Genomic DNA, 24,915 nt, shown 5'->3' with positions numbered 1-24,915 from the left:
GCCGGGTACAGTGCTGTCATGGGACACAAGGAAGACCTCCTCGAAGGCGCCAAGCGCTGCCTCCTGGAGAAGGGGTACGGGCGCACCACCGCCCGCGACATCGTCGCCGCCTCGGGCACCAACCTCGCCTCCATCGGCTACCACTACGGCTCCAAGGACGCCCTGCTCCAGCAGGCCTTCCTGGCCCTCACGGAGGAGTGGGGCGAGCGGGTCACCGGCCCGGACGGGAGCGAGGGCGCCGTACGCCTCCAGTCCGATCCGTACGAGCGCTTCCGCGCGATGTGGGCGCAGCTCATCGGGGCCGCCGAGGCCAGCCGCCCGGTCTGGAAGCTCCAGACCGAGGTCGTCACCCGGCTCGACGACGACGAGAAGCTGCGCGAGGCCATCAAGGAACCGCAGCGGGAGGGCCGGCTCGGCATCGCCGAGGGCATGCTCGGCATCGATCCGGAGGCGGACCCCGAGAAGGCCCGGGTGGCCGGACTGCTCTGCCAGGCCCTGGCGACCGGCGTGATGATCCAGTGGATGGTCGACCCGGACACGGCACCGAGCGCCGACGATCTCACGGAAGGCCTCAAGGTCCTGATGGGGGAGTAGGGCGTGCGGCTCAGCGCCACGGGACATGCCGCCAGGGGCTGCCCTCGTGCTCTGTCAGGACGCGGTGCGCGGCCACGTTCTCCTCGTGGTACGGGCCGTACTCCTCCCCGTCGAAACGCAGCGCCCGCCCCAGCGCGTATCCCACCGAACAGTCCTGCCAGGACCCGTAGGCCGACCGGGCGAGGGCCCCGGCGTGGACGATCGCCTGCTCGGCCTCCGGGGGCGCGCAGAAGCGGGCCGTCAGGCCCCAGCGGGCCACGTTCACCGCGCGTCCGTAGTCGTACGCGATCGTCTTGAGCACCCGGCCCTGCGGCGGCAGCAGCCCGTCGGCCCGGAACCGGGACTCGTAGCGCAGGATGCGGCGCGCCAGCTCCTCGATGTGCCGCACCGACGAAGGGCTCGCGCCCAGGTCCTGGGCGTGCCCGGCGGCCGTCTCGCGCCATTCGTCGGGCGACGGTACCGTGCCCCGCGCCCTGCGCAGCTCCTCGCGGACCTTGAGGGCGAAGTCCGGCTCCGGCGGGCTGTTGCGCCCGTCGAGCAGCGCGTCCAGCTGCTTGCGCCAGCCCGGCCGGTCGTCGCGCGCCCCTGCCTCGTACAGCAGCCGCTCGGTGTACGTCGGCGGCGCCCAGTTCCCCGTGGTCATGGGGGAGATCCTATAAACCGGTCCGGAACGAAACCGGCCCGGAGGGGCGGGCGTTCAGAGCCGGGGCGGTCCTTAGAGCGGGGCGGTCCTCAGCGCCGGGCGGTCCTCAGAGCCGGGCCGACTTCAGGGACATGTGGAGCAGCAGGCGGTCCTCGCCGTCGTCCAGGTCCAGGCCCGTGAGCTGTTCGACCCGGGACAGCCGGTAGTACAGCGTCTGGCGGTGGATGCCCAGGGCCGCCGCCGTGCGACCCGCCTGCCCCGCGTTGTCGAGGAACACCTCGGCGGTGCGGGCCAGTTCGGCGTGGGCCGGGGCGAGCAGCGGGGCGACGACCGGGTCGATCTCGGGGTGGTAGAGCGCCGCGAGCAGCCGGTACGGGCCGATCCCGGCCCACTCCGCGACGGGGCCGAGCTTCGGCTGCGCGGTGGCGGCACGGGCCGCCGTGCTGGCCTCGCGCCAGGCCGAAGCGAGCTCCGTGAGGCCCCGGCGGGGGGACGCGATGCCGGCCGGGGCGGCGGCGCGCAGCCGGTCGGCCGCCGTGTGGGCGGGGGAGAGGTCCTCGGCCGTGCGCAGCCGTACGAGGACGGCGAGGGACTCGCCCTCGGGGACCGTGGCGACCGCGGCCGCGCCGGGGACCGCGCGGATCGACGGGGCCTCGCCCTGCCAGGGCGTCACGCAGACGACGGTGTGCAGGCCGTCCGCACTGGGGCCGAGGGCCGCCCGGAGCGCCGCGACGGCCATGTCGCTCTGCCAGCCGCGCCCGGCGGTCAGGACCGAGGCGAGCGCGCGTGAGAGGTCGGCGTCCGCGCGCTCCTCGTCGGCGAGGAGGTCGCCGATCCGGGTGGCGACCTCCATGGCGGCCGCGAGCTGGGCGGGCGCGGGTCCGGGTTCGGCGTCGAGCAGCCAGACGTACCCGAGGACGACGCCCCGATGGCGTACAGGCAGGCAGAGGCGGTCCCGGAAGACGCCGGCGTCGGGGGCGGCCGGGATGCGGACCGGGCCGGTCGCGCGGGTGATGCCGAAGCCCTCGAACCAGGCGCGGACGGCGGGCGTGGACTTCCGGGTCAGGATCGACCGGGTCCTGACCGGGTCCATCGCGCTGTCGTCGTCGCTGTCATGGGCGCCGAAGGCGATCAGACCGAAATCGCGGTTCTCCAGCGTCGCCGGGGCGCCGAGCAGCGCCGAGATCTCGTCCACCAGTTCTTGGTAATCGCCCTTCACGGCGCCATTCTCGCACCCTCTCAGACATATGTATGAGCCGCCGTGCACGGATGCGTGACAGCTGTAGATGGCGGACGATCGGAGCGATCCATAGGTTTCACGGTGGTTATCCGTGCTGTTCCCTGTTCGTTCCTTTGATCCGGGTACGCCCCCCGTTCTACCTTTGCCTTCTGGAGGTGCCCCGTGCTGGGTCCCGTGATCCTCGCCGCGTCGCGCAGCGACAAGATGCGCCGCTTCGTGTCGGCCGCCCCCGGGACCAAGCAGGTCGTCGCCCGCTTCATCGCCGGCGAGACGGTCGACGACGTCGTCCCGATCGTCCGGGAGCTGAGCGACCGCGGCCTGGAGGTCACCCTCGACGTCGTCGGCGAGGACATCACACGCGTCGAGCAGTCGTACGCCGCCCGGGACGCCTACCTGGAGCTCGTCGGCCGCCTCAAGGAGCTGGGCCTCGGAGAGCGCGCCGAGATGTCCGTGAAGCTCTCGATGTTCGGCCAGTCGCTGGAGAACGGCCACGAGCTGGCCCTCGCGAACGTGCGGCCCGTCGTCGCGGCCGCCGCCGAGATCGGCACCACGGTCACCCTGGACGCCGAGGACCACACCACCCTCGACTCGATGTTCGCCATCCACGAGGAGCTGCGGAAGGACTTCCCGCAGACCGGCTGCGTCATCCAGGCGTACCTCTTCCGCACCGAGGACGACGCCCGCCGCCTCGCCGAGAACGGCTCCCGCGTCCGGATCGTGAAGGGCGCCTACAAGGAGCCCGCCTCCGTCGCCATCCAGGACAAGGCCGAGATCGACAAGGCGTACGTCCGGATCATGAAGATCCTGATGGACGGCGAGGGCTACCCGATGATCGGCTCCCACGACCCGCGCCTGATCGCCGTCGGCCAGGAGCTCGCCCGCCGCGCCGGGCGCAAGCTGGACGAGTACGAGTTTCAGATGCTGTACGGCATCCGCAGCGAGGAGCAGCACCGCCTCGCCGCCGAGGGACACCGCATGCGCGTGTACACCGCCTACGGCACCGACTGGTACGGCTACTTCATGCGCCGCCTCGCGGAGAAGCCGGCCAACCTTCTCTTCTTCGTCCGCTCCATCCTCACCAAGGGCTGAGCCCCCCACCTCTCACAAGGAGTATCGAGACCCATGGACGCTGTCACCCAGGTCCCCGCTCCGGTCAACGAGCCGGTGCACAGCTACGCCCCCGGCTCCCCCGAGCGGGCCCGCCTCGAGGTCAAGCTCAAGGAGCTGGCCGAGAACCCGCGCGAGCTGCCGATGACCATCGGCGGCGTGAAGCGCCTCGGCGGCGGCGAGGAGTTCAAGGTCGTCCAGCCGCACAACCACGCGGCCGTCATCGGCACCTTCCGCGGCGCCACCGAGCAGGACGCCCAGGACGCGATCGACGCGGCCCTGGCCGCGGCCCCTGCCTGGCGCGCCATGTCCTTCGACGACCGCGCGGCGATCATCCTGCGCGCCGCCGAGCTGCTGGCGGGACCGTGGCGCGAGACGCTGGCCGCGTCCACCATGCTCGGCCAGTCGAAGACCGCTCAGCAGGCCGAGATCGACACCCCGTGCGAGCTCGTCGACTTCTGGCGCTTCAACGTGGCGTACGCCCGCCAGATCCTGGCCGAGCAGCCGCCGGCGAACTCGCCGGGTGTGTGGAACCGTCTGGACCACCGCCCGCTCGAGGGCTTCGTCTACGCGATCACGCCGTTCAACTTCACGGCCATCGCGGGCAACCTGCCCACCGCCCCCGCCCTCATGGGCAACGTGGTGGTCTGGAAGCCGTCCCCGACGCAGACCCACTCCGCCGTGCTCCTCATGGAGCTCCTGGAGGAGGCCGGCCTGCCGAAGGGCGTCATCAACCTGGTGACCGGCGACGGCATCGCCGTCTCCGAGGTGGCCCTGAACCACCGCGACCTGGCCGGCATCCACTTCACCGGCTCGACCAGGACCTTCCAGCACCTGTGGAAGACGGTCGGCAACAACATCGAGAAGTACCGCGCGTACCCGCGGATCGTCGGCGAGACCGGCGGCAAGGACTTCGTCGTCGCCCACCCGAGCGCCGACCGCGCCATCCTGAAGACCGCCCTGACCCGTGGCTCCTTCGAGTTCCAGGGCCAGAAGTGCTCCGCGTCCTCCCGCGCGTACATCCCGGCGTCCATCTGGAACGACGGCTTCAAGGAGGAGTTCGCGGCCGAGGTCGACGGCATCACCATGGGTGACGTCACCGACCTGTCGAACTTCATCGGCGCCGTCATCGACGAGCGCTCGTTCGCGAAGAACAAGGCCGCGATCGACCGTGCCGCGGCCGACCCGAGCTGCACGATCATCGCCGGCGGCACGTACGACGACTCGGTGGGCTACTTCGTCCGCCCGACGGTCATCGCCTGCACCGACCCGGAGAACGAGGTCTTCAAGGCCGAGTACTTCGGCCCGATCCTGGCGATCCACGTGTACGAGGACGAGAAGTTCGACGAGATGCTGACCCAGATGGAGTCGGTCTCGGACTACGCCCTCACCGGCTCCGTCATCTCCGGTGACCGCGCCGCCGCCGCGTACACGATGGAGAAGCTCCGCTTCGCCGCGGGCAACTTCTACATTAATGACAAGTCGACCGGCGCCGTCGTGGGCCAGCAGCCCTTCGGCGGCGGCCGCGCCTCGGGTACGAACGACAAGGCCGGTGCCCCGCAGAACCTGATGCGCTGGACGCTGACCCGCGCCATCAAGGAGACGCTGGTCCCGCCGACCGAGTACGACTACCCGCACATGGGCTGACACGCCCGTAGCTCCCCCTGATCACCGCCCCCCTCCTCGGTCCCCCAACCGAGGACGGGGGCGGTTCTCATTCCCCCTTCACGACGCGCCGGGCCAGGAAGTCGTCGATCAGTGACGCGATCGCCGGCGCGTGGGTCTCCAGGGCGAAGTGGCCCGTGGGGAGCAGGTGGATCTCGGCGTCCGGGAGGTCGCGGCGGAAGGCTTCGGCGCCTGCCGGGACGAAGATCTGGTCGCCTTCGCCCCAGACCGCGAGCAGGGGGACGCGGCTCGTGCGGAAGTACTCCTGGAAGGCGGGGTAGAGCGCGAGGTTGGAGCCGTAGTCGGCGATGAGGGTCAGCTGGATGTCGTCCTGGCCCTCGCGGGCCATCAGGGTGGCGTCGTGGTGCCAGGCGTCGGGGCTGAGGAGCTCGCGGTACTCGGCGGGGACGCCCGTCTCGTACTGCCATCGGATGCCGTCGAGGGAGCGGATGGCGCGGACCGGGGCCTCGGTCGCGGGGGTGCGGTCGGCGATCAGGGCGAGGACCGGGGCCCAGGCCTCGGCGCCGAGCCCTTCCTCGTAGGCGTTGCCGTTCTGGGTGATGATCGCGGTGATGCGCTCGGGGTGGGCGAGGGCGTGGCGGAGGCCGATGGGGGCGCCGTAGTCCTGGACGTAGAGGGCGTACCGGTCCAGGCCGATGGTCTCGGTGAACTCGGCCGTGAGTGAGGCCAGTTCGGCGAAGGTGTAGTCGGCGTCGGCGGCCGAGGGGGCGGCGCTCCGGCCGAAGCCGAGGTGGTCGGGGGCGATCAGCCGGTAGCTGCCCGCGAGCAGCGGGATGAGGTCGCGGAACATGTGGGAGCTGGTCGGGAAGCCGTGCAGCAGCAGGAGTGCGGGGGCGTCGGCGGGGCCCGCTTCGCGGTAGGCGATCTCGTGTCCGCGGACGGTGACGGTGCGGTGGCGGGTGGGCAGCACGGACATGTTCTAACCCCTTAGGTGTGTGTCACTGGTTATGGATCGACCGAACCAGCTTTTCGCTAACCTGTCAACATCTATTGAGGGGTTAGATGGGTGTGCGAGTCTGGGCCCATGACCGTGAGGATCGCGTCCACCCATGAACTCGGGGCCGCCCGGCTCCGCTCCGTACGGGAGCTGCTCGACGCCGCCTTCGACGGCGACTTCTCCGACGACGACTGGGACCACACCCTCGGCGGCGTGCACGCCTGGACCGAGGACGAGCGGGGCGTCAGCGCGCACGGCGCCGTCGTGATGCGCCGTGCCCTCCATCGTGGCCGCTCGTACCGCGTCGGCTACGTCGAAGGGGTCGCCGTCCGCGCCGACCGCAGGCGCCAGGGGCTCGGCGGGGCCGTGATGGCCGGGCTGGAGCGGGTCGTCGACGGCGCGTTCGCCTTCGGGGCCCTGAGCGCCTCGGACGACGGCGCCGCGCTCTACCGGGCGCGCGGCTGGCAGGTCTGGGAGGGGCGCCTGGAGGCCATGGGGCCCGAGGGGGTCGTCCGGCTCGCGGAGGAGGAGGGGTCCGTGTACCTGCGCCCGGCGGCCGGCCGGGAACTGCCCGATCCCGCCGCCGCCCTCGCCTTCGACTGGCGTGACGGCGACGTGATGTGAGGGAGCGTCAGGGAGCGGGAGGGCTCTGCGCCTCGCGCCCCTTGGCCGTCTCCAGGTGGGAGGTGTACACGGCGGAGAACATGGAGGCGAGGGCGATGGAGATCGCGAGGCCGCCCATGCCGAGCGTCCCCATGAAGCACGCCGTCATCGCGCCGCCGACCACGACGAGCCACACCGCGAGCGCCGCCTTGCCGCGGCGGCTCAGGAACAGCCACCGGTGCGGGGTGGCCGGCCGGGTCTCCAGGCCGCCCGCCGGGCCCGCCGTCGCCGCGCGCGGCCGCTTGAAGTAGCCGTACACCAGCCACTCGCCGCACAGTTCCCAGCCCTCCGGCTCCAGCTCGGCCAGGACCTTCGCGCGGCGCCGGGCGCCGATGACCTCGCGGCGGTACTCCCACCGCAGGGCGGCCGTCGCGGAGCGGCGGCAGACGAACCGGCCGAGCGTATCGAGCGATTCGACCTCCCAGCCCTGGTCGCCGTGGACGGCGAGCATCCGGCGGTCGTTGAAGAGGTCGGCGGTCCAGGTCCAGGACTCCGCGCGCTCGTCCGGCTCGCCGGGCGCCGGGGCGAGCCCGCCGAGCCGCGCCGCGAACCCCTCGGCCGGTCCGAACTCGTCCTCCGGGTCCGTCCCGGTCTCCGCGAGGTGGGCCCGCAGGTCCTCCACGGTGGCGGCGATCTGCGCGTCCGGGATCCCGGCGGCCCGCAGGGCATCGGAGAGTCCGGTGAAGTAGGCGTCGGTGTTCATGGTGTCGTTCCCCCTGGGCTGAGCATGCTCCGTACGGTGTGGTGGAAGTCCGTCCAGGCGCCGCTCTCGGCTGCGAGCAGCTCGCGACCGGCCTCGGTGAGCCGGTAGTAGCGGCGTCCCGGGCCGCGCTCGGCGGCGCGGAACTCGGCCACCACCAGGCCGCCCTCCTCCAGGCGGTTCAGTACGGGATAGAGCGTCCCGCCCTTGATCTCGCCCAGGCCCGCGTCGGCGAGCGCCTTGGCGATCTCGTACCCGTAGCTCTCCCCGCCGGTCAGACGGGAGAGGACGAGCAGGTCGAGGACTCCTTTGAGCCAGCTGGATCTGCGGTCTGCGGCCATGACTGCATTGGATCACCAGCTAGGTAGGAATGCAAACTAGTAACCGGCCCGCCCCGCGCGCGTCCGATGCCGTCGTGGGGTGACGCTCGGTGGCGCCCCGTCTCAGATAGTAGGAAGTCCGAGTAATTGTGGAGACAGATGCGGTGACCTGCCCTAGCTTTGTAGAAGCCGAACGTCTCGCTTCATCAGCGAATGGCGGTCGAGAGCGCGACGCCCCCTGTGCAGGCAACCCCTGCGGCGGCGCTCCCCGCCCATCCGGCGCCTTCGATCATCACTGATCTCCGCACATGCGGATCACCGCTGATCCCGTGGATCACCACTGATCTCAAGGAGTCGATCCCCCATGGCCGCTCAGACCGCCCGCCGCGTCCGCCACTCCGCCGGCCGCACCAGCGACGAAGCCCGCCAGAACGCCGCTGCCGCCCTCCAGCGCGCCCTCGACCGCCGTGACAACGGCGGCTCCACCGGGCACTGAGGCCCGCCCACGCCGCCTGGCGGTTCGTCCACATGGTGGACGTTACGTGTCAGACGATGGGACGAAGAGTAGGGTGCCGACATGTCTCACAGCATCAATCTCGCAGTCATTCCCGGCGACGGCATCGGCCAGGAGGTCGTGGCCCAGGGCCTCAAGATCCTCTCGGCCGCCCTTCCCCAGGACGTGAAGCTGGAGACCGAGGAGTACGACTTCGGCGCCAAGCGCTACCACGCGACCGGTGAGACCCTCACCGACGCCGACCTCGACTCCCTCAAGAAGCACGACGCCATCCTGCTCGGCGCCATCGGCGACCCGTCGGTGCCCTCGGGCGTCCTGGAGCGCGGCTTCCTCCTGAAGCTCCGCTTCGCCTTCGACCACCACGTGAACCTGCGTCCCTCGAAGCTGCTCCCCGGCGTCGCCACCCCGCTCGCAGGACAGCCCGAGATCGACTTCGTCGTGGTCCGCGAGGGCACCGAGGGCCCGTACACCGGCAACGGCGGCACCATCCGCAAGGGCACCCCGCACGAGGTCGCCACCGAGGTCTCGGTCAACACCGCCTTCGGTGTCGAGCGCGTGGTCCGGGACGCCTTCGCCCGCGCCCAGGCCCGCCCGCGCAAGAAGCTGACGCTGGTCCACAAGAACAACGTGCTGACCTTCGCCGGCCACCTCTGGACGAACATCTTCGAGAAGGTCGCCCAGGAGTTCCCCGAGGTCACCACCGACTACCTGCACGTCGACGCCGCGACGATCTTCCTCGTCACCGACCCGGCCCGCTTCGACGTGATCGTCACCGACAACCTCTTCGGCGACATCATCACCGACCTCGCCGCGGCCGTCTCCGGCGGCATCGGCGTCGCCGCCTCGGGCAACATCAACCCGAGTGGCGAGTTCCCGTCCATGTTCGAGCCGGTCCACGGCTCCGCGCCGGACATCGCGGGCCAGGGCAAGGCCGACCCCACGGCCACCGTCCTCTCCGTCGCCCTCCTGCTGCGCCACCTCGGCTACGAGACCGAGGCCGCCCGGGTCGAGGCGGCCGTCGCCGCCGACCTCACCGAGCGGGGCGCCACCGTCCGCACGACGGACGAGATCGGCGACGCGCTCGCCGCGCGAGTAGCGAGCTGACCCGCGTCTCCTGTCCTACGACAGCAGCCGCCGGGTCACACTGTGCCCGGCGGCTGTACCTGTGCGGTCGCGGGGTGCCACCATCGAACCCTGGACCGCGTTCACCCGTTTCGTGCACCGGTCCCCGCGAGCGATAATCGGACGTGGGGCCGCGGCATGCGGGCATGCTGGGACGTCCACACGGTCATGGACTTCTTGTCGATGACCGAGGCTGAGCGCGGTCCTCCCCACACAACCGGTGAAGGACACGCACTCATGACGACGCCCACGATCGAGCTCAAGCCCTCCTCCAGCCCGCTGTCCGACGCGGAGCGCGAAGCGATCCTGGCCAACCCGGGATTCGGCCGCCACTTCACCGACCACATGGTCACCATCCGGTGGACCGAGGGCCGGGGCTGGCACGACGGTCAGCTCGTGCCCTACGGCCCGCTGCACCTGGACCCGGCGACGAACGTCCTGCACTACGCGCAGGAGATCTTCGAAGGCCTGAAGGCCTACCGCCGCCCCGACGGCTCGGTCGCGAGCTTCCGCCCGGACGCCAACGCGCGCCGCTTCCAGGCCTCCGCCCACCGCCTGGCCATGCCCGAGCTGCCCGTCGAGACCTTCATCGAGGCGTGTGACGCCCTCGTCCAGCAGGACAAGGCGTGGGTCCCGGCGCACGGCGGCGAGGCCTCGCTCTACCTGCGCCCGTTCATGATCGCGACCGAGGTCGGCCTGGGCGTCCGCCCGGCCAACGAGTACCTGTTCGTGGTCATCGCCTCCCCGGCGGGCCCGTACTTCCCCGGCGGCGTGAAGCCCGTCTCCATCTGGCTCTCGGAGAACCGCGTCCGCGCCGTCCCCGGCGGCATGGGCGACGCCAAGACCGGCGGCAACTACGCGGCCTCCCTCCTCGCGCAGGCCGAGGCCATCGAGAAGGGCTGCGACCAGGTCGCCTACCTCGACGCCGTGGAGCACAAGTGGGTCGAGGAACTCGGCGGCATGAACCTGTACTTCGTGTACGGGAACAAGCTCATCACCCCCACCCTCACCGGTTCGCTGCTCGCCGGCATCACCCGTGACTCGCTGCTCAAGCTGGCGGCGGACCTCGGTCTCGAGCCGGAGGAGGGCCGCGTCTCCATCGACCAGTGGCAGGCCGACTCCGCGGACGGCACCCTGACCGAGGTCTTCGCCTGCGGCACCGCCGCCGTGATCACCCCGGTCGGCACCGTCAAGTGCGAGCGGGGTGAGTGGCAGCAGTCGGGCGGCGAGCCCGGCGAGGTCACGATGAAGCTGCGCGACGCGCTGCTCGCCATCCAGACCGGCAAGTCCGAGGACGTGCACGGCTGGATGCACGAGCTGGGCTAGGTCAGTCCGTCGTCGCCAGGGCTTCCGGGGCCGTCACGGTCCCGGGAGCCCTGTTCGGCGTCAGTACGGCGTACAGGACGCCGCCCACGATCCCCGACACCACGAAGCTGCAGTCGATCCCGCCCGTGAGGGCGAGCAGCGGCCCCTCGTACAGGGGTGTCGACACCGAGGCCAGGCCGGCCGCCGCGCCGATCGCCCAGGACGCGGTCGCGCGCGGGTGCCAGCCCGCCGAGAACCAGTAGATCCCGCCGCGCGAACGGCGGTTGTAGACCTGGAGGGCCTCCGGGTCGTACGTCCCCCCGCACCGCGCGTGGCCGATGAGGGTGATGACCGCCCACGGTGTGCCGATGGCGGTGAGCAGCAGGACGAACGAGGTCATCGCCGTCTGGGCGTCCGAGGCGAAGTGGCCGAGGAAGACGAAGGCGGTGGCCACCACCGCGACCACGAGGGTGGCGCGTGCCCGGGTGGCCTTCGGCAGGATCGCGTCCAGGTCGAGCCCCATCGAGTACAGCATCAGACCGGCGTTGCCGACGGAGCCCGCCGTGGCCGCGACAAGCAGCGGCACCAGGTACCAGGCGGGGGAGGCCGCGACGAGCGGGCCCGCGTAGTCGAGCGCCCCGCGGGCCGCGAGCGCCGTGTACGTACCGAACAGCTGGGGGATCAGCAGGCCGACCACCAGGCCGAGACAGGTGGCCCGCCAGACCTTCCCGGTGCCGTACCGCCGGGGGGAGACGTACCGGGTGTAGTCGCCGAGCAGGGTGATGAAGGCGACCGGTCCGCTGAGGCCCGCGGCCACCGCGGAGAGCAGCCACGTCGGCCAGAACGAGCCGAGGAGGTACGGGGTGTCCGGCACCGCCGCCGTCGTGAAGTCCCCGGCGTAGGCGACGACTCCGAGCGCGAGGAGCACGGTCATGCCGACGGCGAGGGCCTTGCTCAGCTTGAGCAGCAGCCGGTAGCCGTACACGGCCGCGACCACCGTGCAGGCGGCGAGCAGCGCGTAGACCGTGGCGTGTGCCGCGCCGCCGGTCGGCAGGCCGGTCAGCCGGGCGAGTGTCCCCACCATGACGTCGCCGCCGATCCAGAGGGTCAGCGCGGTGTAGCCGAGCGAGAGCAGCAGGCCGACCACCGAGCCGACGAGCCGGCCTCGGACGCCGAAGAAGGCGCCGGAGGAGGTGGAGAGGTTGGTGGCGGTACGGAGCGAGACCAGGGCGAGCGGCGCGGTGACGGCGACACCCACGAGGGTGCCGGCGACGACGGAGGTCACCGAGCCCCAGAGGCCGAGGCCGAAGGAGACGGGGAGCCAGCCGAAGACGATCACGCCCAGGCAGAGGTTGGATCCGAGCAGGATCGCGACGAGGTCGCGGGGGCCGCTGGTGCGTTCGGCTTCGGGGATGGTGTCGACGCCGTGCTGTTCTATCGGCATGGGGACTCCTGGGGGACGGGAGCGGCGGACAGTTTAGAGTGGCGCTCAATGTGACCTGTGTCAGTACCTCGCGTCAATGCTTGGAAGCCAGCGTCTCAACATTTAGAGTGTCGCTCAAACAGGAGGTGTTTCGGACGTGCGACTGACCCCCACGGAACGCGACCGGCTGCTGCTCTTCGGCGCCGCCGAGCTCGCCCGCGCCCGCCGGGCCCGGGGCCTGCGGCTCAATGTCCCCGAGGCGACCGCGCTCATCGCGGACACGGTCTGCGAGGCGGCTCGCGACGGCAAGCGACTCGCCGAGGCGATCGAGGCCGCCCGCTCGGTCCTCGGCCCCGAGGACGTGCTTCCCGGCGTCGCCGACGTGGTCACCGAGATCCATGTCGAGGCCGTCTTCGACGACGGCTCGCGGCTCGCGGTCGTCTCCGACCCGATCGGCGGAGGCTCGCTCGGCGCGGACGCGCCCGGCGCGCTGCGGCCCGGGCCCGGCCACCCCGAGCAGGAGCCCCTGCTCACCCTGACCGTACGGAACACGGCGACCGTTCCCGTGAGCGTCACCTCGCACTTCCACTTCTTCGAGGTCAACCCGCGCCTGGACTTCGACCGGGCCGCCGCCTACGGCATGCGGCTCGCCATCCCGGCCGGCGCCTCCTTCCGCTTCGACCCGGGCGGCGAGGCCGAGGTCGGGCTCGTGCCCATCGGCGGCGCGCGCGTGGCGATCGGCTTCGCGGGCCTGGTCGACGGGCCCCTGGACGCCCCCGGTGCGAGGGAAGAGGCGCTGCGGCGTGCGGCGGCCTGCGGCTACCTGGGAATCGAGGGCAACTGATGGACCCGTACGAGTACGCATCCGTGCACGGCCCCCGGGCCGGCGACCGTGTCGTCCTGGGCGACTCCGGGCTGGTCGTCCGGGTCGAGGCCGACTCGCAGAAGCCGGGCGAGGAGTTCCTGGCGGGCTTCGGCAAGACGGCCCGCGACGGCCTGCACCTGAAGGCCGCCGCCGTCCGGGAGACCTGTGACGTCGTCATCAGCAACGTCCTGGTGATCGACGCCGTGCAGGGCATCCGCAAGGTGTCCATCGGCATCCGCGAGGGCCGCATCCACGCCATCGGCCGGGCCGGGAACCCCGACACCCTCGACGGCGTCGACGTCGTCGTCGGCACCGGCACCTCGATCGTCTCCGGCGAGGGCCTCATCGCCACCGCCGGAGCCGTCGACACCCATGTCCACCTGCTCTCGCCCCGGATCATGGAGGCCTCGCTCGCCTCCGGCGTCACCACGATCATCGGGCAGGAGTTCGGCCCCGTCTGGGGCGTCGGCGTCAACTCGCCCTGGGCGCTGAAGCATGCCTTCAACTCCTTCGACGCCTGGCCCGTCAACATCGGCTTCCTGGCCCGTGGTTCGTCCTCCGACCCGGCCCCGCTGGTCGAGGCCCTCGCCGAGGGCGGGGCCTCCGGCTTCAAGGTCCACGAGGACATGGGCGCCCACACCCGCGCCCTCGACACCGCGCTGCGGGTGGCCGAGGAGCACGACGTGCAGGTCGCCCTGCACAGCGACGGCCTCAACGAGTGCCTGTCCGTCGAGGACACCCTCCGCGTCCTCGACGGCCGTACGATCCACGCCTTCCACATCGAGGGCTGCGGCGGCGGGCACGTACCCAACGTCCTGAAGATGGCGGGCGTGCCGAACGTCATCGGATCCTCCACCAACCCCACCCTGCCCTTCGGCCGCGACGCGGTCGCCGAGCACTACGGGATGATCGTCTCCGTCCACGACCTGAAGACCGACCTGCCCGGCGACGCCGCCATGGCGCGCGACCGGATCCGGGCCGGGACGATGGGCGCGGAGGACGTCCTGCACGACCTCGGCGCGATCGGGATCACCTCGTCCGACGCGCAGGGGATGGGAAGGGCCGGCGAGACCGTACGCCGGACCTTCGCCATGGCCGGGAAGATGAAGGCCGAGCTCGGACCCATGGAGGGCGACGGCGCGCACGACGACAACGCGCGCGTGCTCCGCTACCTGGCCAAGCTCACTATCAACCCGGCGATCGCCCACGGCCTCGCCCACGAGATCGGCTCGATCGAGACCGGGAAGCTCGCCGACATCGTGCTGTGGCGGCCCGAGTACTTCGGTGCCAAGCCGCAGCTGGTGCTGAAGTCCGGCTTCCCCGCGTGGGGGGTCGTGGGCGATCCCAACGCCGCCACCGACACCTGTGAACCGCTGGTCCTCGGGCCGCTGTTCGGCGCCCACGGCGCCACCGCCGCCGACCTCTCGGTCGCGTTCGTCGCCCAGGCCGCCGTCGACCTCGGCGCCGACCGGATGCCGACCCGGCGCCGCCGCGTCCCCGTGCGCGGCACCCGCGGCATCGGCCCCGCCGACCTGCTCCTCAACTCCCGCGTCGGAGACGTCCAGGTCGACGACCGCACCGGTCTCGTCTCCCTCGACGGATCCCCGATCCGCTCCGAGGCGGTCGACTCCGTCTCCCTCAACCGCCTCTACTTCCTCTGACCTTCCTTAGGACTCCCCGATGACGTACCGCATGCCCGCCGAGTGGATGCCGCACGAGCGCACCTGGATGGCCTGGCCCAGCCCCAACCCCACCTTCACGAACGAGGACGAACTCGCCGAGGCCCGCGCCGCCTGGGCGTCGGTGGCCCGAGCCGTCCGCCGCTTCGAGCCGGTCACGCTGGTCGTCGCCCCCGGCGACGCCGAGTCGGCCCGCGCCCTCGTCGGGCCCGACGTCGACCTGGTCGAGCGGGACCTCGACGACGCCTGGATGCGGGACATCGGTCCCACCTTCGTCACGAACGGCACCGAAATCGCCGCCGTGGACTGGGTGTTCAACGGCTGGGGGGCCCAGGACTGGGCCCGCTGGGAGCACGACTCCAAGATCGCCCGCCATGTCGCGGACCTCGCGCAGGTCCCCGTCCTCGCGTCCCCGCTCGTCAACGAGGGCGGCGCGATCCACGTCGACGGCGAGGGCACGGTCCTGCTGACCGACACCGTCCAGCTCGGCTCCGGCCGCAACCCCGAGTGGACCCGCGAGCAGGTCGAGGCCGAGATCCACGCCAAGCTCGGCACCACCAAGGCCATCTGGCTCCCCAACGGCCTCACCGGCGACTACGGCCTCTACGGCACACAGGGACACGTCGACATCGTCGCCGCCTTCGCCCGCCCCGGCACGGTCCTCGTCCACAGCCAGCAGAACCCGGCCCACCCCGACTACGAGCGGTCCCGGATGTACGTGAACATCCTGCGTGGCCAGACCGACGCCCAGGGCCGCCCCCTCGAGGTCCTCGAGATCCCGGCCCCCACCGTCCTGAAGGACGAGGAGGGCGACTGGGTCGACTACTCGTACATCAACCACTACCTGTGCAACGACGGCGTGATCCTCTGCGCCTTCGACGACCCCCACGACGAGCTCGCCGCCGAGATCTTCCGCCGCCTCTTCCCCGAGCGCGAGGTCGTCCTCGTCGACGCGCGGCCGATCTTCGCAGGTGGGGGCGGCATCCACTGCATCACCCAGCAGCAGCCGAAGGTCTGAGCCGGGCGGGCATGCGGTAGAACGTACGAGTGAGTCAGAGCAGCAGCCCGCCGTCCCACCCCCGCCGGCGCAACCAGGCCGCCCCGCCCCGCGAGGAGCTTCTCGCCGCCGCCATGGGCACGATCGCCGAGCGGGGGCTCGACGGGCTCACCATGGCCGGGCTCGGGCGGCAGGTCGGGATGAGCAGCGGGCACCTGCTCTACTACTTCCGCACCAAGGACGAACTGCTGCTCCAGACCCTGGAGTGGAGCGAGGGACGGCTCGGTGCCCAGCGGAGCGCGCTGCTCTCCCGGCCCGGCAGCGCGCGCGAGCGGCTCGACGGGTACGTCGACGTGTACGTGCCCGAAGGGCCGCGCGACCCGCACTGGACGCTGTGGCTGGAGGTCTGGAACCGGTCGCAGAACGCCGACGACGACGCCCGCGCACGCCAGGCCGCCATCGAGGGGGCCTGGCACCGGGACCTCGTCGCGATCCTCGCCGAGGGTGTCTCGCGCGGCGAGTTCCGGGCGGTCGACCCCGACCGCTTCGCCACCCGGATGCGCGCCCTGCTCGACGGCTTCAGCGTGCACGTCGCCGTCGGCATCCCGGGCACCGGGCGGGATCAAGTCCTTGCCCATGTGGGGGAGTTCATCGCCGAAACCCTGATTTCGCGACCGTAAGGCACGCAAGTACTCCCGATCGTTGCCCGCCGTGACCTTGATCCCCGCACCGTCCCTCCGGCACGGTTCCGGACCATGGGACGAGAGCACTGGAAGAAGATCTGGGTCGGGTCCGCGGGCAACATGGTCGAGTGGTTCGACTGGTTCGTGTACGCGAGCTTCGCCACCTATTTCGCGGGAGCGTTCTTCCCCGAGGGCAACGACACCGCCAAACTCATGAACACCGCCGGCATCTTCGCCGTCGGCTTCTTCATGCGGCCCGTCGGCGGCTGGCTCCTCGGCCGGGTCGGCGACCGCAAGGGGCGCAAGGCCGCCCTCACCCTCACCGTCACCCTGATGTCCGCCTCCGCGCTCCTCATCGCGGTCGCGCCCACCTACGCCGTCGCCGGATACGGCGGCGCCGCCGTGCTCCTGGTCGCCCGCCTCCTCCAGGGGCTCTCCGTCGGCGGCGAGTACGCCGCCAGCGCGACCTACCTCACCGAGGCCTCCGCGCCGCAGCACCGCGGCTTCGCCTCCAGCTTCCAGTACGTCTCGATGACCGCCGGCCAGATCCTCGGGCTCGGCCTGCTGCTCATCCTCCAGCACACCCTGTCCAGCGAGGCCCTGCACAGCTGGGGCTGGCGCGTCCCCTTCGTCATCGGGGCCCTCGGCGCGGCTGTCGTCTTCTACCTGCGCCGCACCATGCTGGAGACCGAGGTGTACGAGGAGAGCGCCGACGCCGGCGTCGCGAGCGACCAGAAGGGCACCCTCAAGGCCCTCTGGGCGCACAAGCGCGAGGCCTTCCTCGTCATCGCGCTCACCATGGGCGGGACCGTGGCGTACTACACGTACACCACCTACCTCACGAAGTACCTCTCCAACTCCGCGGGGCTCCCCAAGCAGACCGCGACCCTGGTCTCCTTCTGCGCCCTGATCGTCTTCGCCTGCCTCCAGCCGCTGGCCGGGCGCCTCTCCGACCGGATCGGCCGCCGGCCGCTCCTCATCACCTTCGCGGTGGGCTCCACGCTCCTCACCGTGCCGATCATGACGATGCTGAAGCACGCGGGCTCCTTCTGGCCGGCCCTCGGCCTCTCCCTCCTCGCGCTCGTCGTCATCACCGGATACACCTCGATCAACGCCTGTGTGAAGGCCGAGCTCTTCCCCACCGGCATCCGCGCCCTCGGTGTCGCCCTGCCGTACGCCATCGCCAACGCCCTCTTCGGCGGCACCGCCGAGTACGTCGCCCTCTGGTTCAAGGACGCCGGCATCGAGTCGGGCTTCTTCTGGTACGTGGCGGGCTGCGCGGCCGTCTCGCTTGTCGTCTACCTCACGATGCGGGAGACCCGCGACATCGACCTGGGCCGGGTCGGTGCGGCCGGCTCCGCCGTGCCGGGGCAGAAGCGGGATCAGCTGCCCGTATCGTGAGACCGCCGTCCCGCTGACGTTCGACCTGTGTCAGACTTCCGGCGTGCTTGCTACCACGATGATTATCGGCAGCAGCGCGCCGGTCCGCAGTGGCCACTGAACCGCGGCACACACCCCGCGGCAGTGGACACCGTGCCTCAGACCCGCGCGCAGACCTCTCGCACCCGCGAGGGGTTTTTTCGTTTTCCGGCCCCACCCATGCCGGAAGCGGACGACGCGTGAGAATGGGGGCAAGTGGAGCCAGACCTTCCGGAGCCACATCCGACAGGAGCCATCACAGCCATGACCACGGAGAACGCCGAGAGCTCGCGCCTCGACGACAGCTTCCATGTCTTCGACACGACGCTGCGCGACGGGGCGCAGCGTGAAGGCATCAACCTCACCGTCGCGGACAAGCTGACCATTGCCCGGCACCTCGACGAGTTCGGTGTGGGTTTCATCGAGGGCGGGTGGCCGGGTGCCAACCCGCGCGACACGGAGTTCTTCGCTCGCGCCGGCCAGGAGATCGTGTTCAGGAACGCGCAGCTCGTGGCGTTCGGCGCCACCCGCAGGGCGGGTGGTGACGCCGCCGAGGACCCGCAGGTCAAGGCTCTCCTGGACTCCGGCGCCCCGGTGATCTGCCTGGTGGCCAAGTCGCACGACCGGCATGTCGAGCTCGCCCTGCGCACCACTCTCGACGAGAACCTGGAGATGGTCCGCGACACCGTCGCCCATCTGCGCTCCCAGGGCCGCCGCGTCTTCGTCGACTGCGAGCACTTCTTCGACGGCTACAAGGCCAACCCCGACTACGCCAAGGCCGTCGTCCGCGCCGCGCACGAGGCGGGCGCCGACGTCGTCATCCTCTGCGACACCAACGGCGGCATGCTGCCCGCGCAGGTCCAGGCCGTCGTCGCCACCGTCATCGCCGACACCGGGGCCCGCCTGGGCATCCACGCCCAGGACGACACCGGCTGCGCCGTCGCCAACACCCTCGCCGCCGTCGACGCGGGCGCCACCCACGTCCAGTGCACCGCCAACGGCTACGGCGAGCGGGTCGGCAACGCCAACCTCTTCCCCGTCGTCGCGGCCCTGGAACTGAAGTACGGCAAGAAGGTGCTGCCCGACGGCGCCCTGGCCGAGATGACCCGGATCTCGCACGCCATCGCCGAGGTCGTCAACCTCACCCCCTCCACCCACCAGCCCTACGTCGGCGTCTCCGCCTTCGCCCACAAGGCCGGACTCCACGCCTCCGCCATCAAGGTCGACCCCGACCTCTACCAGCACATCGACCCCGAGCTGGTCGGCAACACCATGCGGATGCTCGTCTCCGACATGGCCGGCCGCGCCTCCATCGAGCTCAAGGGCAAGGAGCTCGGCGTCGACCTCGGCGGCGACCGCGCGCTCGTCGCCCGGGTCGTCGAGCGGGTCAAGGAACGCGAACTCCAGGGCTACACCTACGAGGCCGCCGACGCCTCCTTCGAGCTGCTCCTGCGCGAAGAGGTCGAGGGCCGCGCCCGCCGCTACTTCCGCACGGAGTCCTGGCGCGCGATCGTCGAGGACCGCCCCGACGGCACCCACGCCAACGAGGCCACCGTCAAGCTCTGGGCCAAGGGCGAACGGCTCGTCGCCACCGCGGAGGGAAACGGCCCCGTCAACGCGCTCGACCGCGCGATGCGGACCGCCCTGGAACGGATCTACCCCCAGCTCGCCAAGTTCGAGCTCGTCGACTACAAGGTCCGCATCCTGGAAGGCCGCCACGGCACCGAGTCCACCACCCGCGTCCTGATCACCACCAGCGACGGCAACGGCGAGTGGTCGACCGTCGGCGTCGGCGAGAACGTCATCGCCGCCTCCTGGCAGGCACTGGAGGACGCCTTCACCTACGGGGTGCTCCGGGCCGGGGTCGATCCGTCCGAGTAGTCCTCCTGGGCGGCTCGGCCGAAGAATTTCCCCATAATTCTCGACCGATTAGTCCCTCAATGTTCCGTTTGGCGTAGTTCGGGTAGCGTCGAACCATGAGGACCAGGCCGCTCTCCCTCCTGTCGGCCCTCGCCGGGCTGATACTGCTCCTGCTCCTGGCCCTGGCCCCCTCATCGGGTGCCAGGGCCACGGGGGTCCCCGACGCGGCCGCCGCCCTGAAACAGGGCCCGGTGTACGTCGACCCGGGCGCCGCCGACCAGCTCTCGAAGGCCGACGCGGACGCCCTCGCCCAGAAGATCAAGGACGCGGACAAGCCGCTCTTCGTGGCCGTACTGCCGGCGAACGCCCAGTTCCCGCCGAACGGCCTCATCGACAACCTGCGCGCCCAGACGGGCGCCGCGGGTCTGTACGCGGTGCGCCTCGGTGACCGATTCGACGCGGGTGTCGACCCCTCCCTGATGTCCCCGGCCGCCGTACAGAACCTCGTCACCTCCGTACGCCAGCCGAACGCCGAGGCCGTCACCGAACTGAACGACTTCGTCGACCAGGCCCTGCCCGCCCTGCGCGGCTCCGCCCCCGCCGGCTGGGGCTCCGTCGGAACCGACTCCGGTGTCCCCGTCGCCGGACTCGTCACCCTCGGCGCCGTCGTCGCCGCCGGAGGCGCGAGCGCCTACGCGGTCGTCCGCCGCAACCGGCTCCGCAAGGAGGCGGGGGAGCGCGCCGCCCTCGACAAACTGCGGGTCGTCGTCGACGAGGACATCACCGCCTTCGGCGAGGAGCTGGAGCGCCTCGACTTCCACCCCGCCGAGCCCGGCGCGGACGACGCCATGCGCGGCGACTACGAACGCGCCCTCGACTCGTACGACAAGGCCAAGTCCCTCATGGCCTCCGCCGGCCACCCCCATGACGTCCGCGCCGTCACCCAGGCCCTGGAGGACGGCCGCTACTCCCTCGCCGTCCTCGCCGCCCGCCGCGAGTCCCGGCCGCTCCCCGAGCGCCGCGCCCCCTGCTTCTTCGACCCGCGCCACGGACCCTCCGCCGAGGACCGCACCTGGACCCCGGCCGGTGGCACCGCCCGGCAGGTCCCGGTCTGCGCCGCCGACGCGGCCCGCCTCGACGACGGCCTCGATCCGATGGCCCGCACCGTCGACGCGGACGGTGTCCGCCGCCCGTACTGGGAGGCCGGCCCCGCCTACGGTCCCTGGGCCGGCGGCTACTTCGGCGGCGGCATCCTTCCCGGCCTCCTGATGGGCACGCTGCTCGGCTCGATGCTCGCCACCCCGGCCTACGCGGCGGAGTACGGCGGCGGCGAATTCGGCGGCGACTTCTCGGGCGGTGACTTCAGCGCCGGCGACTTCGGATCGGGCGGCTTCGGCGGCGACTCGGGCGGCTTCGGCGGCGGCGACTTCGGTGGCGGCGGCGGGTTCGACGGCGGAGGCGGCTTCTGAGCCGCGGCGGGAACTCTCAGACCAGCGGCTTCACCGACATCAGGAGGTGACGGTGGGCCGCGACCGGGCCGTCGGTGAGGAGAGCGCGCTGGCCCGGTCCCAGGAGGTGGAAGTGGACCTCGGGGGAGTCCAGTGAGCCGAGGGCGTCCAGGAGGTATCCCGGGTTGAAGGCGACCGTCAGGGCGTCCGCGCCGGTGAGGACGGACGGGAGGCGCTGGGAGGCCACGTCGTCCTCGTACCCCGCCTGGAGGTGGATCCCGGTGGGGGTGAAGGTGAGCTGGACCGGGCTGTCGCCCTCGGCGACGACCGCGACCCGCTTGACGGCCTCGGTCAGCGGGGCCCGCTCGGTGACCGCGAGGGCGTGGTCGCCGAGGGCGAAGAGCTTGTCGTGGCGGGGGAGCTTCCCGTCGAGCAGCCGGGTGGTACTGCGCAGGCCGGCGCTCTCGAAGCCGATCGAGCCGCCGTCCAGGGCGAGCCGCGCCGGGCCGGCGCCCGCGAGGGAACGGGCGATCTCGGTGAGGCGGCGGGCCGGGACGACCACGTCCGCGTCCGTCGCGGCGGCCTCGGCCCCCGGATCCCACTCCAGGGTGCGGACGGCATAGCGGTAGCGGTCGGTGGCCGCAAGCGTCATGGTCGTCCCGTCCAGCGCGAGCCGTATCCCGGTCAGGACGGGCAGCGAGTCGTCTCGGCCCGCCGCCACCGCCACCTGGCCGACCGCCGCCGCGAAGGCGTCCCCGTCCACCAGGCCACGGACCTCGGGCAGCGCGGGCGGGGCGGGGTAGTCGTCGAGCGGCAGCAGGGAGAGGCCGAAACGGGCGTCGCCGGAGGTCACGGAGAGGCGGGCGCCCTCCACGGCGATCTCCGTGCGGCCCCGGGGGAGCACCTTGCAGATGTCGAGCAGCCGCCGTCCGAGGACCAGGGCCCGGCCCTCGACGTCCGTGTCGGCCTCGACCTCGACGCGGGCGGAGGCCTCGTGGTCGAGGCCGGACACCCGCAGCCGGCCGTCCGCGGCCTCCAGGAGCAGGCCGCCGAGGACGGGCATGGGGGAGCGGGCCGGCAGGACGCGCGCGGCCCAGGCCACGGCATCGGTCAACACGCCGCTGTCGATACGGAATTCCATGGCACCGACGCTAGCGGCCCCCTCTGACAACGCCGTTGACCAGCGGGTTCGGGCGCCCGCAGGCGCCGCCGCGCCGGAGCCGGTCGGACGCCCCGGGCGAGGGAGCAGGGGGACGGGAAGGAAACGGCGCCCTTGATCGTTCCACTGTCCGAACAGGCCGGCGCGTCTCAGGGGGAGCAGAGCGATGACTGACGTCCATGTCCACGGCACGGTGGAGCCCGGATTCGAGTCGGTGCGCGAGGAGTTCGCCACCGTCGTGGCGAACGAGGCGCGCGACGGCGGGGCCCAGCTCGCCGTCCACCACCACGGCCGGCTCGTCGTGGACCTCTGGGGCGGCGACGGCGTCGACGGGGACTCGCTCCTCGGTCTCTACTCCTCGTCCAAGGGCGCCATGGCCCTGGTCGCCGCCCTCCTCGTCCAGGACGGCGTCCTCGACCTGGACCGCGCCGTCGCCTCCTGGTGGCCCGAGTTCGCCGCCGAGGGGAAGGGCGGCATCACCCTCCGCCAGCTGCTCGCCCACCGTTCCGGCGTGATCGGAGCGGACGGCGGCCTCAGCCTCGACGAGCTCGCCGACGACCGGAAGACCGCCGCGCGGCTCGCCGGGCAGCGTCCGTTCTGGGAGCCGGGCACCGGCCACGGCTACCACGCCCTCGTGATCGGCGCCCTGGTCGGCGAGGTCGTCCTGCGGGCCACCGGCCGGACGGCGCAGGACCTGTACGAGGAGCGGGTCCGGGTCCCGTACGCGCTCGACTACTACCTGGGACTGCCCGAGGAGCTGGAGCCCCGCTTCCGTCCGGCCCTGCCGATGCTGCCCTCGCCGGCCGAGCAGGCGCTCCTCGCGGCGAACCCGATCGCGCCGGACAGCCTCCTGGCCATCGCGTTCGACTTCCACGCGGACCCGCCCTTCGACCTCGCCGGATTCGCCAATTCCCGTACGGTCAGGGAGCGGGGGCCGCTCTCCGCCGGCGGCATCGGCTCCGCGCGCGGCCTCTCCCGGATGTACGCGGCGATCGCCGGGGAGCTCGACGGGCGCGCCCCGCTCCTGAAGCCGGACATCCTTGCCGAGGCCGCCCGGATCCACTCCTCGGGGAAGGACCTGGTGACGGGCGAGGAGAACGCCTTCGGCCTCGGTTTCGTCCCGCTGGCCACCCGCTATCCGGCGCTCTCCCCGCTCGCCGTCGGCCACAGCGGCGCCCCGGGATCGCAGGCCTTCGCCGACGCGGCGACCGGTCTCGCGTACAGCTACACCCGTCGTCGCTTCGGCTTCATGGCGGGCCCGGGCGCCGCCGAGAACGACCGCCTGGTCCCGGTGGCGGTGAAGGCGGCCACCGGAGCTGCGGGCCTGGCCTGATCCGCAGGAGCGGCCCCGGACGCCTCATGGGCAACGCCGAGCGCCCGCCTTCCGCTGTCGCGGAGGGCGGGCGCGCTCGTGTGTCGTCCCGGGGGAGGACCGGGGTCAGGCGGCGTTCTTGATCGCGGAGATGTCGAAGTTCAGCTTGACCTTGTCGCTGACCATCACGCCGCCGGTCTCCAGGGCCGCGTTCCAGGTCAGGCCCCACGCGGAGCGCAGGATCTCGGCGGAGCCCTCGAAGCCGACGCGCTCGTTGCCGTAGACGTCCGTCGCCGTGCCGTTGAACTCCAGGTCGATGGAGAGCGGCTTGGTGACGTCCTTGATGGTCAGGTCACCGGTGATCCGGTACAGGTCGCCGCCCAGCTGCTCGGCCGCCGTGGAACGGAAGCTCATCAGCGGGAACTGCTCGGCGTCGAAGAAGTCGGCGCTGCGGAGGTGGCCGTCACGGTCGGCGATGCCCGTGTCGATGGAGGCGATCCTGACGTCGATCGAGGCGGCGGAGCCGGCCGGGTCGGCGCCGTCCAGCTTCAGGACGCCCTCGTGCTCGGCGAAGCTGCCCCGCACGTTGGTGACCATGGCGTGGCGGACGGTGAAGCCGATGCTGCTGTGCGCCGGGTCGATGGTGTAGTCGCCGGTCAGGGCGGCCAGGGCCGGGTCGACGGGGAGGGTGGCGGTGGTGACGGCGGACTCGCTGCTCTTGCGGTTGAAGAGACCCATGACATGCTCCTTGTCGGTGTTGTTGAAGGTTCAACGAGAACGACTCTAACTCCATTCCGTTCAACATTCAACATCTCTGGGGGGTGTCCACGGGATGTTCACCCACCCGGCGCCACCCGGCCCCCGACGCCCTCTGGCGGACGCGCGTAGAACTGCGGCATCATCCCCGTGCGAGACGAGCACAAGAACCACCTGCATCCCAAGGCCACCCCCCGTCACGGTCACCAGCAGGAGGCATCCCCATGAAGCTCCGCTCCGTCCTCACGTCCCTGGCCCTCGTCCTCGGCGCGCTCTTCGCACCGGGCGTCGGCGTCCTCACCGCCGCCGGCGAGGCCCACGCGGTCACCAAGATCAGCCACTCCACCGCGACCTCGATGTTCCGGAACTCCGGCATCACGTGGTCCTCGGGGGTGTCCGGAAAGTCATGGGAGCCAGAGTCGGAGGCAGGCGAGGGTGACCATGGCTTGGTAATGGGTGGCTCGTTTGTCGTAGCGGGTGGCC

22 protein-coding genes and 2 pseudogenes are annotated in these 24,915 nt (G+C 71.5%); 15 read left to right on the top strand and 9 right to left on the bottom strand.

Annotated features, from left to right (window positions below):
- The first annotated feature begins 18 nt into the window (after positions 1-18).
- Entirely contained in the window at positions 19-594 is a 576-nt protein-coding gene (locus ACFVYX_RS15440) for a TetR/AcrR family transcriptional regulator (protein ID WP_389681863.1), read from the top strand.
- A gap of 10 nt (positions 595-604) precedes the next feature.
- On the opposite strand, the pseudogene ACFVYX_RS15435 reads toward ACFVYX_RS15440, so the two are convergent.
- Both ACFVYX_RS15435 and ACFVYX_RS15430 read right to left on the bottom strand, forming a co-directional pair.
- Positions 605-1,168: pseudogene (locus ACFVYX_RS15435) on the bottom strand (DUF1266 domain-containing protein); the annotation flags it as partial.
- Positions 1,169-1,343: 175 nt separating this feature from the next.
- Positions 1,344-2,456, bottom strand: a complete 1,113-nt coding sequence (locus ACFVYX_RS15430; RefSeq protein WP_389681862.1) for a PucR family transcriptional regulator — start codon at positions 2,454-2,456, stop codon at positions 1,344-1,346.
- Positions 2,457-2,639: 183 nt separating this feature from the next.
- On the opposite strand from ACFVYX_RS15430, the gene ACFVYX_RS15425 reads away from it, so the two are divergent.
- Together ACFVYX_RS15425 and pruA are read left to right on the top strand one after the other, a co-directional pair.
- On the top strand, positions 2,640-3,566 hold the full coding sequence (locus ACFVYX_RS15425; RefSeq protein WP_389681861.1) for a proline dehydrogenase family protein: 927 nt from the start codon (positions 2,640-2,642) through the stop codon (positions 3,564-3,566).
- A gap of 33 nt (positions 3,567-3,599) precedes the next feature.
- Positions 3,600-5,231, top strand: a complete 1,632-nt coding sequence (gene pruA / locus ACFVYX_RS15420; protein WP_389681860.1) for an L-glutamate gamma-semialdehyde dehydrogenase — start codon at positions 3,600-3,602, stop codon at positions 5,229-5,231.
- 67 nt (positions 5,232-5,298) lie between these two features.
- Here pruA and ACFVYX_RS15415 read toward each other — a convergent pair whose 3' ends face one another.
- Positions 5,299-6,186 (bottom strand): alpha/beta fold hydrolase, encoded by an 888-nt coding sequence (locus tag ACFVYX_RS15415; RefSeq protein WP_389681859.1) that lies wholly within the window; start codon positions 6,184-6,186, stop codon positions 5,299-5,301.
- A 108-nt stretch (positions 6,187-6,294) separates the two neighbouring features.
- On the opposite strand from ACFVYX_RS15415, the gene ACFVYX_RS15410 reads away from it, so the two are divergent.
- Positions 6,295-6,831 carry a GNAT family N-acetyltransferase gene (locus ACFVYX_RS15410; RefSeq protein WP_389681858.1) on the top strand — a complete coding sequence of 179 codons (537 nt, stop codon included), beginning with the start codon at positions 6,295-6,297 and terminating at the stop codon, positions 6,829-6,831.
- A gap of 7 nt (positions 6,832-6,838) precedes the next feature.
- Here ACFVYX_RS15410 and ACFVYX_RS15405 read toward each other — a convergent pair whose 3' ends face one another.
- Both ACFVYX_RS15405 and ACFVYX_RS15400 read right to left on the bottom strand, forming a co-directional pair.
- Complete coding sequence (locus ACFVYX_RS15405; RefSeq protein WP_389681857.1) at positions 6,839-7,573, bottom strand: hypothetical protein; 735 nt, start codon at positions 7,571-7,573, stop codon at positions 6,839-6,841.
- Positions 7,570-7,911, bottom strand: a complete 342-nt coding sequence (locus tag ACFVYX_RS15400; RefSeq protein ID WP_389681856.1) for a PadR family transcriptional regulator — start codon at positions 7,909-7,911, stop codon at positions 7,570-7,572. The genes ACFVYX_RS15405 and ACFVYX_RS15400 overlap by 4 nt, the downstream gene beginning before the upstream one ends.
- Before the next feature lie 343 nt (positions 7,912-8,254).
- On the opposite strand from ACFVYX_RS15400, the gene ACFVYX_RS15395 reads away from it, so the two are divergent.
- The 3 genes from ACFVYX_RS15395 to ACFVYX_RS15385 all read left to right on the top strand — a co-directional run bounded on the left by ACFVYX_RS15395 (position 8,255) and on the right by ACFVYX_RS15385 (position 10,852).
- Positions 8,255-8,386 (top strand): hypothetical protein, encoded by a 132-nt coding sequence (locus ACFVYX_RS15395; RefSeq protein WP_389681855.1) that lies wholly within the window; start codon positions 8,255-8,257, stop codon positions 8,384-8,386.
- Positions 8,387-8,467: 81 nt separating this feature from the next.
- Positions 8,468-9,508, top strand: coding sequence for a 3-isopropylmalate dehydrogenase (locus ACFVYX_RS15390; protein ID WP_389681854.1), 1,041 nt, complete (start codon positions 8,468-8,470; stop codon positions 9,506-9,508).
- Between the two features lie 255 nt (positions 9,509-9,763).
- Entirely contained in the window at positions 9,764-10,852 is a 1,089-nt protein-coding gene (locus tag ACFVYX_RS15385; protein WP_389681853.1) for a branched-chain amino acid aminotransferase, read from the top strand.
- 1 nt (position 10,853) lies between these two features.
- Here ACFVYX_RS15385 and ACFVYX_RS15380 read toward each other — a convergent pair whose 3' ends face one another.
- On the bottom strand, positions 10,854-12,275 hold the full coding sequence (locus ACFVYX_RS15380) for a cytosine permease (protein WP_389681852.1): 1,422 nt from the start codon (positions 12,273-12,275) through the stop codon (positions 10,854-10,856).
- A 136-nt stretch (positions 12,276-12,411) separates the two neighbouring features.
- On the opposite strand from ACFVYX_RS15380, the gene ureA reads away from it, so the two are divergent.
- From ureA to ACFVYX_RS15345, 7 genes are all read left to right on the top strand, one after another.
- Positions 12,412-13,098, top strand: a complete 687-nt coding sequence (gene ureA, locus ACFVYX_RS15375; RefSeq protein WP_389681851.1) for an urease subunit gamma — start codon at positions 12,412-12,414, stop codon at positions 13,096-13,098.
- Positions 13,098-14,780 (top strand): urease subunit alpha, encoded by a 1,683-nt coding sequence (locus tag ACFVYX_RS15370; protein ID WP_389681850.1) that lies wholly within the window; start codon positions 13,098-13,100, stop codon positions 14,778-14,780. Before ureA ends, ACFVYX_RS15370 begins: the two co-directional genes overlap by 1 nt.
- A 19-nt stretch (positions 14,781-14,799) precedes the next feature.
- On the top strand, positions 14,800-15,816 hold the full coding sequence (locus tag ACFVYX_RS15365) for an agmatine/peptidylarginine deiminase (protein WP_389681849.1): 1,017 nt from the start codon (positions 14,800-14,802) through the stop codon (positions 15,814-15,816).
- A 29-nt stretch (positions 15,817-15,845) separates the two neighbouring features.
- Positions 15,846-16,475 (top strand): TetR/AcrR family transcriptional regulator, encoded by a 630-nt coding sequence (locus tag ACFVYX_RS15360; protein WP_389681848.1) that lies wholly within the window; start codon positions 15,846-15,848, stop codon positions 16,473-16,475.
- 75 nt (positions 16,476-16,550) lie between these two features.
- Complete coding sequence (locus ACFVYX_RS15355) at positions 16,551-17,879, top strand: MFS transporter (protein WP_389681847.1); 1,329 nt, start codon at positions 16,551-16,553, stop codon at positions 17,877-17,879.
- A 282-nt stretch (positions 17,880-18,161) separates the two neighbouring features.
- Positions 18,162-19,778 (top strand): citramalate synthase, encoded by a 1,617-nt coding sequence (gene cimA / locus ACFVYX_RS15350; protein WP_389681846.1) that lies wholly within the window; start codon positions 18,162-18,164, stop codon positions 19,776-19,778.
- A gap of 95 nt (positions 19,779-19,873) precedes the next feature.
- Positions 19,874-21,226: a hypothetical protein gene (locus ACFVYX_RS15345; RefSeq protein WP_389681845.1), complete on the top strand. Its 1,353-nt coding sequence runs from the start codon at positions 19,874-19,876 to the stop codon at positions 21,224-21,226.
- Positions 21,227-21,242: 16 nt separating this feature from the next.
- Here ACFVYX_RS15345 and dnaN read toward each other — a convergent pair whose 3' ends face one another.
- Positions 21,243-22,346, bottom strand: coding sequence for a DNA polymerase III subunit beta (gene dnaN, locus ACFVYX_RS15340; RefSeq protein WP_389681844.1), 1,104 nt, complete (start codon positions 22,344-22,346; stop codon positions 21,243-21,245).
- 184 nt (positions 22,347-22,530) lie between these two features.
- Here dnaN and ACFVYX_RS15335 point away from each other — a divergent pair, with 184 nt between their 5' ends.
- Positions 22,531-23,697 carry a serine hydrolase domain-containing protein gene (locus ACFVYX_RS15335; protein WP_389681843.1) on the top strand — a complete coding sequence of 389 codons (1,167 nt, stop codon included), beginning with the start codon at positions 22,531-22,533 and terminating at the stop codon, positions 23,695-23,697.
- Positions 23,698-23,802: 105 nt separating this feature from the next.
- On the opposite strand, the gene ACFVYX_RS15330 is transcribed toward ACFVYX_RS15335, so the two are convergent.
- Together ACFVYX_RS15330 and ACFVYX_RS15325 are read right to left on the bottom strand one after the other, a co-directional pair.
- Positions 23,803-24,414 (bottom strand): YceI family protein, encoded by a 612-nt coding sequence (locus ACFVYX_RS15330; protein WP_389681842.1) that lies wholly within the window; start codon positions 24,412-24,414, stop codon positions 23,803-23,805.
- A gap of 422 nt (positions 24,415-24,836) precedes the next feature.
- Positions 24,837-24,915, bottom strand: a pseudogene (locus ACFVYX_RS15325) (IS5/IS1182 family transposase); the annotation flags it as partial.

The sequence above is a fragment of the Streptomyces sp. NPDC058326 genome, assembly GCF_042879855.1.
Lineage (GTDB): Bacteria > Actinomycetota > Actinomycetes > Streptomycetales > Streptomycetaceae > Streptomyces.
The sequence above is the reverse complement of the archived record's forward strand: the minus strand, read 5'-3'. Positions and strand labels throughout refer to the sequence as shown.

Excerpts from the sequence above, each read along its gene's own strand:
- ACFVYX_RS15440 (WP_389681863.1), top strand. The coding sequence starts at position 19 with ATGGGACACAAGGAAGACCTCCTCGAAGGCGCCAAGCGCTGCCTCCTG.
- pruA (WP_389681860.1), top strand. The coding sequence starts at position 3,600 with ATGGACGCTGTCACCCAGGTCCCCGCTCCGGTCAACGAGCCGGTGCAC.
- ACFVYX_RS15415 (WP_389681859.1), bottom strand. The coding sequence starts at position 6,186 with ATGTCCGTGCTGCCCACCCGCCACCGCACCGTCACCGTCCGCGGACAC.
- ACFVYX_RS15410 (WP_389681858.1), top strand. The coding sequence starts at position 6,295 with ATGACCGTGAGGATCGCGTCCACCCATGAACTCGGGGCCGCCCGGCTC.
- ACFVYX_RS15405 (WP_389681857.1), bottom strand. The coding sequence starts at position 7,573 with ATGAACACCGACGCCTACTTCACCGGACTCTCCGATGCCCTGCGGGCC.
- ACFVYX_RS15400 (WP_389681856.1), bottom strand. The coding sequence starts at position 7,911 with ATGGCCGCAGACCGCAGATCCAGCTGGCTCAAAGGAGTCCTCGACCTG.
- ACFVYX_RS15395 (WP_389681855.1), top strand. The coding sequence starts at position 8,255 with ATGGCCGCTCAGACCGCCCGCCGCGTCCGCCACTCCGCCGGCCGCACC.
- ACFVYX_RS15390 (WP_389681854.1), top strand. The coding sequence starts at position 8,468 with ATGTCTCACAGCATCAATCTCGCAGTCATTCCCGGCGACGGCATCGGC.
- ACFVYX_RS15385 (WP_389681853.1), top strand. The coding sequence starts at position 9,764 with ATGACGACGCCCACGATCGAGCTCAAGCCCTCCTCCAGCCCGCTGTCC.
- ACFVYX_RS15380 (WP_389681852.1), bottom strand. The coding sequence starts at position 12,275 with ATGCCGATAGAACAGCACGGCGTCGACACCATCCCCGAAGCCGAACGC.
- ACFVYX_RS15370 (WP_389681850.1), top strand. The coding sequence starts at position 13,098 with ATGGACCCGTACGAGTACGCATCCGTGCACGGCCCCCGGGCCGGCGAC.
- ACFVYX_RS15365 (WP_389681849.1), top strand. The coding sequence starts at position 14,800 with ATGACGTACCGCATGCCCGCCGAGTGGATGCCGCACGAGCGCACCTGG.
- ACFVYX_RS15355 (WP_389681847.1), top strand. The coding sequence starts at position 16,551 with ATGGGACGAGAGCACTGGAAGAAGATCTGGGTCGGGTCCGCGGGCAAC.
- cimA (WP_389681846.1), top strand. The coding sequence starts at position 18,162 with ATGACCACGGAGAACGCCGAGAGCTCGCGCCTCGACGACAGCTTCCAT.
- ACFVYX_RS15345 (WP_389681845.1), top strand. The coding sequence starts at position 19,874 with ATGAGGACCAGGCCGCTCTCCCTCCTGTCGGCCCTCGCCGGGCTGATA.
- dnaN (WP_389681844.1), bottom strand. The coding sequence starts at position 22,346 with ATGGAATTCCGTATCGACAGCGGCGTGTTGACCGATGCCGTGGCCTGG.
- ACFVYX_RS15335 (WP_389681843.1), top strand. The coding sequence starts at position 22,531 with ATGACTGACGTCCATGTCCACGGCACGGTGGAGCCCGGATTCGAGTCG.
- ACFVYX_RS15330 (WP_389681842.1), bottom strand. The coding sequence starts at position 24,414 with ATGGGTCTCTTCAACCGCAAGAGCAGCGAGTCCGCCGTCACCACCGCC.